Source organism: Brevundimonas sp. AVps4 (assembly GCF_058681525.1).
The window spans coordinates 504199-513416 of the sequence record NZ_CM178741.1 but is presented as its reverse complement, the minus strand read 5'-3'; the positions used below and the strand labels follow the sequence as shown (position 1 = coordinate 513416).

General features: G+C 67.7%; 9 protein-coding genes. 4 read left to right on the top strand and 5 right to left on the bottom strand.

Annotated elements, in window-relative coordinates; translation table 11 throughout:
* Window positions 1-181: 181 nt before the first annotated feature.
* Complete coding sequence (locus tag ACW178_RS02505) at window positions 182-1357, bottom strand: acetyl-CoA C-acetyltransferase (protein ID WP_054764379.1); 1176 nt, start codon at window positions 1355-1357, stop codon at window positions 182-184.
* 157 nt (window positions 1358-1514) lie between these two features.
* Here ACW178_RS02505 and trhA point away from each other — a divergent pair, with 157 nt between their 5' ends.
* From trhA to ACW178_RS02490, 3 genes are all read left to right on the top strand, one after another.
* A complete protein-coding gene (gene trhA, locus ACW178_RS02500) occupies window positions 1515-2228 on the top strand; it encodes a PAQR family membrane homeostasis protein TrhA (RefSeq protein ID WP_287104028.1) in 714 nt (237 codons plus the stop codon).
* 86 nt (window positions 2229-2314) lie between these two features.
* A complete protein-coding gene (gene phaR / locus ACW178_RS02495) occupies window positions 2315-2932 on the top strand; it encodes a polyhydroxyalkanoate synthesis repressor PhaR (RefSeq protein ID WP_287104030.1) in 618 nt (205 codons plus the stop codon).
* Window positions 2929-3291, top strand: a complete 363-nt coding sequence (locus ACW178_RS02490; protein ID WP_054764376.1) for a hypothetical protein — start codon at window positions 2929-2931, stop codon at window positions 3289-3291. The genes phaR and ACW178_RS02490 overlap by 4 nt, the downstream gene beginning before the upstream one ends.
* A gap of 179 nt (window positions 3292-3470) precedes the next feature.
* Here ACW178_RS02490 and ACW178_RS02485 read toward each other — a convergent pair whose 3' ends face one another.
* The 3 genes from ACW178_RS02485 to ACW178_RS02475 form a co-directional block, all read right to left on the bottom strand.
* On the bottom strand, window positions 3471-3893 hold the full coding sequence (locus ACW178_RS02485) for a hypothetical protein (RefSeq protein ID WP_054764375.1): 423 nt from the start codon (window positions 3891-3893) through the stop codon (window positions 3471-3473).
* A 67-nt stretch (window positions 3894-3960) separates the two neighbouring features.
* Window positions 3961-4875, bottom strand: a complete 915-nt coding sequence (locus ACW178_RS02480) for a hydroxymethylglutaryl-CoA lyase (RefSeq protein ID WP_287104032.1) — start codon at window positions 4873-4875, stop codon at window positions 3961-3963.
* Entirely contained in the window at window positions 4872-6575 is a 1704-nt protein-coding gene (locus ACW178_RS02475) for an ArnT family glycosyltransferase (RefSeq protein ID WP_492024825.1), read from the bottom strand. Before ACW178_RS02475 ends, ACW178_RS02480 begins: the two co-directional genes overlap by 4 nt.
* Window positions 6576-6650: 75 nt before the next feature.
* Here ACW178_RS02475 and ACW178_RS02470 point away from each other — a divergent pair, with 75 nt between their 5' ends.
* A complete protein-coding gene (locus ACW178_RS02470) occupies window positions 6651-7391 on the top strand; it encodes a glycosyltransferase family 2 protein (protein WP_054764372.1) in 741 nt (246 codons plus the stop codon).
* Between the two features lie 99 nt (window positions 7392-7490).
* Here ACW178_RS02470 and groL read toward each other — a convergent pair whose 3' ends face one another.
* The gene (gene groL, locus ACW178_RS02465; RefSeq protein WP_054764371.1) at window positions 7491-9137 is read right to left on the bottom strand and encodes a chaperonin GroEL; all 1647 of its coding nucleotides are present in this window, start codon (window positions 9135-9137) and stop codon (window positions 7491-7493) included.
* Between the last annotated feature and the right edge of the window lie 81 nt (window positions 9138-9218).

Genomic DNA, 9218 nt, shown 5'->3' with positions numbered 1-9218 from the left:
CCTCTCCCGGCGGGAGAGGGCTTGAGCACACGGCGGCGGAGCCGTCGTCTTTGTGCGATCCGAAGGGCGGCGCGAAGCAGCCGAAGGGTGAGGGTTCGGTGGGTGCGACTTGGCGCACCGCCTGTCCCTCATCCGTCCGCTTCGCGGCCACCTTCTCCCAAAGGGAGAAGGAAGTTTCAGGTCACCCCCGCTCCACGCACATCGCCACGCCCATTCCCCCGCCGATGCACAGGGTGGCGAGGCCCTTCTTCGCGCCGGACCGCTTCATCTCGAACAGAAGCGTGGTCAGGATGCGCGCGCCCGAGGCGCCGATGGGGTGGCCGATGGCGATGGCGCCGCCGTTGACGTTGACCTTGGCCGGGTCGAGGCCCAGCTCCTTGACCACGCACAGGCTCTGGGCGGCGAAGGCCTCGTTGGATTCGATCAGGTCCAAATCCGCGACCGTCCAACCCGCCTTTTCCAGCGCCTTCTTCGAGGCGGGGATCGGCCCCGTGCCCATGATCGACGGATCGACCCCGGCGGTGGCGGAGGCGGCGATGCGGGCCAGGGGCTCAAGCCCCCGCGCCTTAGCCTCTTCGGCGCTCATCAGCACCAGGGCGGCGGCGCCGTCGTTCAAGCCCGAGGCGTTGGCGGCCGTGACGCTGCCGTCCTTGGCGAAGGCGGGCCGCAGCTTCTGCATCAGCTCCAGGGTGGCGCCGTGGCGGATGTATTCGTCCTGGTCCACGACCACGTCGCCCTTCTTGCCGGGGATGACCACCGGGGCGATCTCCTCGGCGAATCTGCCGGCCTTCTGCGCCGCCTCGGCCTTGTGCTGGCTGGCCAGGGCGAACTCGTCCTGGGCCTCGCGGGTGATGCCCCATTTGTCGGCGATGTTCTCGGCGGTCTGGCCCATGTGATAGCCGTTGAAGGCGTCCCACAGCCCGTCCTTGATCATGGTGTCGATCAGGGCGACGTCGCCCATCTTGTGGCCCGTGCGCAGCTGCTGGGCGTGGGGCGCCTGGCTCATGCTCTCCTGTCCGCCGGCGACCACGATCCCGGCGTCGCCCAGGGCGATCTGCTGGGCGGCGACGGCGACGGCCCGCAGGCCCGAACCGCAGATCTGGTTCAGGCTCCAGGCCGGGGCGGACTGGCGCACGCCGGCGCCGACCGCCGCCTGACGCGCCGGGCCCTGGCCGGCCGCAGCCTGAAGCACATGGCCCAGGATCACCTCGTCCACCTCATCACCCGCGACCCCGGCCCGCTCCAGCGCCGCCTTGATGGCGATCTCGCCCAGCTTGGAGGCGGGCAAGGACGACAGGGCGCCGAGGAACGACCCGACGGGGGTGCGGGCGGCGGAGACGATGACGACCTCGGTCATGGGATTTCACTCTCTGCGGAATTATCGAGTGGCTCTTTTGCCGCATATGGGCGGCTTCGTCACCTGTCGGAGGAAACACCGCCTCGGATTCAGTCCTTCGTCATCCTGACGGCGCATTGTGTCGGAACGATAGGGACGATCTTGGATTTGATTGGCCATGCTGGGAACGCTGAAACGCCTTGTCACCCATGTCTGCACGCCGGACGAGCTGGACATGATCGAGCACTATCAGACCCGGGCCGAAAGGCTGGCGGACCTCTGGGTCCATGCGGTGGGTCTGATGCTGGCGGCCGTCGGCGGCGTCGTTCTGGCGGGCTTGGCAGGGGTCTATACGGGGGTCGGAGGCGTTCTGGCCACGGCCATCTACGCCCTGTGCCTGATCGGCATGCTGACCGCCTCGACCCTGTACAACTGGACCAACCCCTGCGCGGCCCGTCCGGTGCTTCGTCGCCTGGACGAGGCGGCCATCTTTCTGATGATCGCCGGCAGCTACACCCCCTTCACCACCCAGAGGTTCGAAGGCCTCTGGTCGATCGGCTTCACCGCCCTGATCTGGACCCTGGCCTTCGTCGGCGCGGGGGTGAAGCTGTTCGCGCCGCGCATTTCGGACCGGTTCTGGAGCGCGGTCTATGTCGTTTTCGGCTGGCTGGCCGTCGCGGCTCTGAAGCCGATGGTGGAGACGGTCCACCCCGTCGCCCTGGCCCTGCTGGTTCTGGGCGGGTTGATCTATACGGCGGGGGTTCTGGTCTTCATCAGCCCCCAGGTGCGGTTCCGCCGCGCCATCTGGCACGGTTTCGTCGTCACCGGGGCGACGGTGCATTGGACGGCCGTCCTGGTCGGCGTCGTCCTGGCTCCGGCCATGAGCCACTGAGGCCTTCCGTCGCCCTTGAGATCAGCCTCTAGCGCTTCGCGCCGCAACGGACGATAGTGGTGCGTTGCAAAATCGCGAGAACAAGCGTGGCTGACGAAAACACCAAGGGCGGAAAGACCGGCGAAGGCGATCAGGTCGTCATCAAGAAGTATGCGAACCGGCGTCTCTACAATACGCGCAGCAGCACTTATGTGACCTTGGACGACCTTGCGGCCATGGTGCGCGAAGGGACCGAGTTCGTGGTCTATGACGCCAAGACCAACGACGACCTGACGCGCCAGATCCTGACGCAGATCATCTTCGAAGAGGAAAGCCGGGGCGAGGCCCTGCTGCCGGTCCAGTTCCTGCGTCAGCTGATCGGCTTCTACGGCGGCTCGATGCAGGGCGTTCTGCCCTCCTATCTGGAAATGTCCCTGACCAATTTCAGCCGTCAGCAGGAGCAGTTCGCCAGTCAGATGAGCCGGGCCTTCGGCGCCGGCGCCGGCGCGACCCTGATCGAGGAGGCGGCCAAGACCAATATGGCCGTGTTCGAACGGGCGATGCAGATGTTCCCCGGCTTCGGCTATGGCCGAAGCGAGCCGGCCGCCCCGCCGGCGGCGGAAACCAAGGCGGCCGCAGACAGCGACGCCCTGGAGGAGATGCGCCGCCAGATGGACGAAATGCGCGCCCAGATCGACCGTCTCGCCGAGTCCAAGCCGAAATGACCGATCGGATCCAGGCGGTCAGCGGACCTGAGCGCGTGGATCGCCGCGAAGGTGAAAGGCGCGAGCGCGAACGGCGCGCTCAGCAGGCGGCGGCCAAGGCCCTGGTCCCGGCGCCGCTGACCGAGGCTGAGGCCGAGGCTGCAACGGGGTCCTCGGCAAGACCTGCCGTCCATACGGCCGGCGAACCCGGCGCGGCGGCCTTTGTGGCCCAGCAGATGGGCCAGAAGGGGCAAAGGCGCGGCCTGAAGGGCGGTCCTCCGGTTCTGAACGCCGCGCGCGCCGCCTATTTGGGGGCTGAGTATTCGGGCGAGGCCGAGCGACGGCCGCCGGTCGGGCGCGCGTCCAAGACCGACGTCTGATCGGGCGTTAGGCGTCGGGCGGCACGGAACTTGCTGAAGGCGTATCGAAACGCCTCCGCCAGGACACGCCATGCCCGCCGCCCTCAGCCTCGCCGCCAAGGTCTTCGACGTCGCCGTCGTGGCGCTGATCTTCACCGCCTTTTCCTAAATCGTCTTTTCGCCGCCCCGCGCACCGGCCGTCAGTTGGCTAGGTCGAAATCCTTGCGCGACGCGATGATGGTCACGATGAAGCCGGCCAGCACGTCCAGCAGGATCATCACCACGATCAGAAAGAAGGTCGAGGTGGCGAAGCCGCGGATCAGCAGGAATTCGACCAGGACGATGATGAACAGGACCATCGACAGGGCGTGATTGACGATGGCCACCCTCTGGCTCGACGTCGATTTCACCAGTTCGAAGAACAGCAGGATCAGGCCGACGAACAGGATCAGGTCGCCCGAGCCCACATTCCACTGGGCCCCTGACGCCATGGGAATGGAGAACAGCGGATCACGCAGCAGGGCGTCGGCCTGGCTCATGCCGCCGTTTCCGTCTGCGCCGAACAGCACGACGATATTGTAGAGGACCACCGGGATCAGCAGCAGGGGTATGGCGATCAGCATGGCGGCTCCTCTCCCCGGCGCAACGGCTGCGCTTCTTAAGTCTGATTAACCCTATTGCGTCCGTTCGTCACCTGCGGGGAAAGCCGCCTGCCCGGCTAAGGGCGGACGGGGCGGGGCGGCCGAGCACCGCACCGATCCAGCGCGCCGTTTCGATCAGGGCGTCCAGATCATAGCCGGTCTGAAAACCCGCGCGCTCCAGCATATAGACCAGATCTTCGGTGGCGATGTTTCCGGTGGCGCCGGGCGCGAAGGGACAGCCGCCGATGCCGCCGACCGAGGCGTCCAACACGTCCACCCCCGCCTCCACCCCGGCATAGGCGTTCGCCAGCCCCGTATTGCGCGTGTCGTGGAAGTGCAGGCGAAGGCGCGCATCCGGCGCCGCCCGGCGGGCGGCCTCGACCTTGCGCGTGACCGCCCAGGGATCGCCGGCTCCGATGGTGTCGGCGAGGGCGATCTCACCGACGCCCAGGGCGCCGATCGCCCCGACCAGGTCGCCCACCTGCTGAACGGAGACCTCGCCGTCGAACGGACAGCCCCAGACGCATGACAGGGTCGCCGACAGAGACGGGACGGCGTCGGACGTCTGGCTGTTGTGACGGCGGGCGACGATCTCGCCCAGCATCGACAGCTGGTCCTTGACGGCCAGGCCCTGGTTCTTCAGGCCGAAGCCGTCGGTGGCGGAAAGCGAGACATTGACCTCGTCCACGGCCGTGGTCAGGGCGCGATCATAGCCTCGGCCGTTCAGCACCAGACCGATGCGGCTGCGTCCGGCTTCGTGAGGCAGGGCCGCCATCACCGTTTCCGCCCCGGCCATCTGCGGCACATATTTAGGATGGACGAAGGAGACGGCCTCGATCCGCCGGGCTCCGGCCGCCTCCAGCCGCCGCACCAGCTCGGCGCGGACGGCGGGGTCCAGCACGGCCTTTTCGTTTTGAAGCCCGTCACGGGGCCCGACCTCGACGATCTGGATGAGGCGGCTCATCGCGTCGCCGCCGTCGCGGGGGCGGCTTGCGTCGCAGGCTCCGCCGTGCGGGGCGGAGGCGCATAGACGGTCAGGCTCACCTCGTCTCCGGCGGAATAGTTGTAGCCCCGCACCACGCCGACCGCCCGGCCCGCCACACCCAGCCGCCCGGCGGCGGCGCGGAAGGCGTCGGCGTCTCGCCCTTCGACGATGGCCGGCCGCCCTTCGGCCAGGGCGCGGGCGGCGCCTTGGGCGTCCGTCAGATCCGTGTCCCGACCGGTCAGGAAGACGAAGCTGGGCTCATGGAAGCCGGTGATGGCGACCGGTCCGGGCGTGCGGCCCTGGCGGGGATGCAGGTCGGCCGCCTCCAGGGTCTTTTCCAGCCGAGGTGCGATGGCCAGGGGACGCAGCTGCCGGATCGTGCCCGACAGGGCGGCGTGGGCCACGATCCCAAAGGCCAGGGAGGCGACGAGCGCCGCCGCCGGCGCCCGGTTCAACAGCAGGAAGCCGCCGACAGCCGCCGCCGCCAGGGTCGATCCGACCGTCAGAGCCGCCCAGGTCTGGGCCGTCGAGGTGCCGTAGACGGTCAAGCCATAGACGGTGATCGCGCAGATCAGGACGGCGGCGAACACCGCCAGGACCGCGCCGGTGATCCGCGAGACCTTGCCGATCGGCCGGGCCAGGGCGGCGGCGGCCAAAAGGGCCAGGGCGCCGAAGGTCGGCAGGGTGTAGTGCCACAGCTTGGTCGGGGCCAGTTCGAACATCAGCCAGCCGGGAACCAGCCAGCAGACCAGGAAGCGGATGGCCGGTTCGGCCCGACGGGACCAGCCGGTCGCGACCGCGGCAGGCAGCAGCAGGGTCGAGGGGAAGAACAGCAGGGGCGCGAGAAGCACATACATTCCCGGGAAGCCGGAATGGCTTTCATGGGCCCCGGCGATCTTGGGCGCCAGGTCGCCGCCGATGGCTTCGCGCCAGAAGCCCCCGTCGGTGGCTATGGTGATGGCGATCGCCCAGGGGCCGACCATCAGGGCCACCAGCGGCAGGCCCCAGCCCCAGCCCAGCCGGCCCAGCCAGCGGACGTCCCGGTCCCAGATCGACAGGGCCAGGATCGCCAGGGCCACGACCAGAAGGCCGATCGGCCCCTTGATCAGGATCGACAGCCCCAAGCCCAGCCAGAACAGAAGCTTGTGGGGCCGGATCGGTCGTTCCCCGGCTCGGGTCGCCATATAGATTCGCGCCAGGGCGGCCATGGCCAGGGTGGTGGCGCCGCACAGCATGGCGTCCGTCTTGGCGATCCCGGCCTCGGTGGACAGAAGGAAGGTCGCCCCCATGATCGCGCCGCCGAAGAAGCCGACGCGCGCGCCCAGCAGGGCCGAACCCGCCCAGGCGACAGCCCAGGCGGCCAGCATGGCCCCCAGGAGAGAGGGGATCCGATAGGGGGCGATCTCGCGATCCTCGGGGTCCGAGGTCAGGGCGACGGCGGCGGCCTGCAGCCAATAGATGCCGACCGGCTTCTTCCAGCGCGGCTCGTCCTGGAAGCGGATGTCCACATAGTCGCCGCTCTCCAGCATCTGGACGGTGGCCTGGGCGAAGCGGCTTTCGTCCCGATCCAGCGGCGGCAGGAGCAGCAGGCCCGGCAGGCCGGCGACCAGCGTCAACAGGGCCGCCAGCAGGGGGCCTCTCCAGCCGGCGATGCGGCGATCCAGATCGAAGCTCTTCATGAGAGACTCCTTACACGGGGACCGGGCCGGCGTCAGCCGTCTCCCCTAAGCCGTCGATCTCGTCTATGGAGCGGCATGACCGCCCAAATCGCTCCTGACGCGCCCCAGATCTCCGTCGTGGTTCCCGTTCACGACGAGGCCGGCGCCGCCGTGCCCCTGGCGCGTGAAATCGCGGCCGCCTTCGCCGGCCGGTCCTATGAAATGATCTTCGTCGACGACGCCTCCAGGGACGCGACCTTGGCCGAGCTGAAGGCGGCCATGGCCGAACTGCCGACCTTGCGGGTTCTGGCCCACGGAACCAATGCGGGCCAGAGCCGGGCGGTGCGCACCGGGGTGCTGGCGGCGCGGGGATCGGTGGTGGTGACGATGGACGGCGACGGTCAGAACCCGCCGGCCGATGCGCCCCGGCTGGTGGACGCCCTGCTTGCGGCCCCCGCAGACGTCGGTCTGATCGGCGGGCGACGGGCCAAGCGCCAGGACAGCGCCGCCAAACGCCAGGCCTCGGTCTGGGCGAACCGCATCCGTCGTCGGCTGCTGGGCGACGACGCCGACGACACCGGCTGCGGGCTGAAGGCCTTTCGCCGCGACGTCTTCCTGCGGCTTCCCTATTTCGATCACATCCACCGCTATCTGCCGGCCCTGATGATCCGCGAGGGTTACCGAAACCAGTATCTGGACGTCGATCACCGCCACCGCGAAACCGGCCGGTCGAAATACACCAACTGGGGCCGGCTGAAGGTCGCCTTCGCCGATCTCTTGGGCGTCATGTGGCTGAAGAGCCGGTCGCGCCGGCCGGGGGCGATCTCCGAATTCTGAGCGCGATAATCCAGACGCTCACAGAACGGGCGCGACAATAGAAAAGGGCGGGACCTCGCGGTCCCGCCCTTCTGCATTTCAGCGTCGGAAGGCTTGGACTTAGAAGTCCATGCCACCCATGCCGCCCATGCCGCCCATGTCAGGAGCGGCGGCGCCGCCCGACTTCTTGGGGGCGTCGGCGACGGCGGCTTCCGTGGTGATCAGGATGCCGGCCACCGAAGCGGCGTCTTGCAGGGCCGTGCGGACGACCTTGGCGGGGTCGATGACGCCCATCTTGACCAGGTCGCCGTACTCTTCCGTCTGGGCGTTGAAGCCGAAGGAGGCGTCGTTGTTCTCCAGCACCTTGCCGACCACGATCGAGCCTTCGACGCCGGCGTTTTCGGCGATCTGACGGATCGGGGCCTGCAGGGCGCGACGGATGATGGCGATGCCGGCGTTCTGGTCGGCGTTGTCGCCCTTGACGTCGGCCAGGATCTTGGAGGCCTTCAACAGGGCGATGCCGCCGCCGGGAACGATGCCTTCGTCAGCCGCAGCGCGGGTGGCGTTCAGGGCGTCGTCGACGCGGTCCTTCTTTTCCTTCACTTCGACTTCGGTCGAGCCGCCGACGCGGAGAACCGCGACGCCGCCGGCCAGCTTGGCCAGACGTTCCTGCAGCTTTTCCTTGTCGTAGTCGGAGGTGGTGTCTTCGATCTGGCGCTTGATCTGGGCCACGCGGGCTTCGATGTCGGCCTTCTCACCCACGCCTTCGACGATGGTGGTGTCGTCCTTGGTGATCGAGACCTTCTTGGCCTTGCCGAGCATGTCGAGCGTGACGCTCTCCAGCTTGATGCCCAGGTCTTCCGAGATGACTTGGCCGCCCGTCAGGATGGCGATGTCTTCCAGCATGGCCTTGCGGCGGTCGCCGAAGCCCGGCGCCTTGACGGCGGCGACGCGCAGGCCGCCGCGCAGCTTGTTGACCACCAGGGTGGCCAGGGCTTCGCCTTCGATGTCCTCGGCGATGATCAGCAGCGGACGGCCCGACTGCACCACGGCTTCCAGGATCGGCAGCATGGCCTGCAGCGAGGTCAGCTTCTTCTCGAACAGCAGGATCAGCGGCTCTTCGAGAACGGCCTCCATCTTGTCGGCGTTGGTGATGAAGTAGGGGCTCAGATAGCCGCGGTCGAACTGCATGCCTTCGACGACGTCGACGGTGGTGTCGGCGGTCTTGGCTTCCTCGACGGTGATCACGCCTTCATTGCCGACCTTGGCCATGGCCTGGGCGATCAGCTCGCCGATTTCGGAGTCGCCGTTGGCCGAAATGGTGCCGACCTGGGCGATTTCCGAGTTGTTGGAAACGGGCTTGGAGTTGGTCTTGACCTCTTCCAGGACCAGGCCGACGGCCTTGTCGATGCCGCGCTTCAGATCCATCGGGTTCATGCCGGCGGCGACGGCCTTCAGGCCCTCTTGCACGATGGCTTGAGCCAGAACGGTCGCGGTGGTGGTGCCGTCGCCCGCCTTGTCGTTCGTCTTCGAAGCGACTTCGCGGATCATCTGGGCGCCCATGTTCTCGAAGGCGTCTTCCAGCTCGATTTCCTTGGCGACCGAGACGCCGTCCTTGGTCGAGCGCGGGGCGCCGAAGGACTTCTGGATCACGACGTTGCGACCCTTCGGACCCAGGGTCACCTTGACGGCGTTGGCGAGGACGTTGACGCCGCGCAGCATCTTGTCGCGCGCGTCGGTGTTGAACTGTACGATTTTAGCGGCCATGCGGGCAGCTCCTTTTGTGTGAGTGGCGAGTGGTTAGTGGCGAGTGGCGAGGATCTGAGATTGGGGCGACGGCGGCGGTTT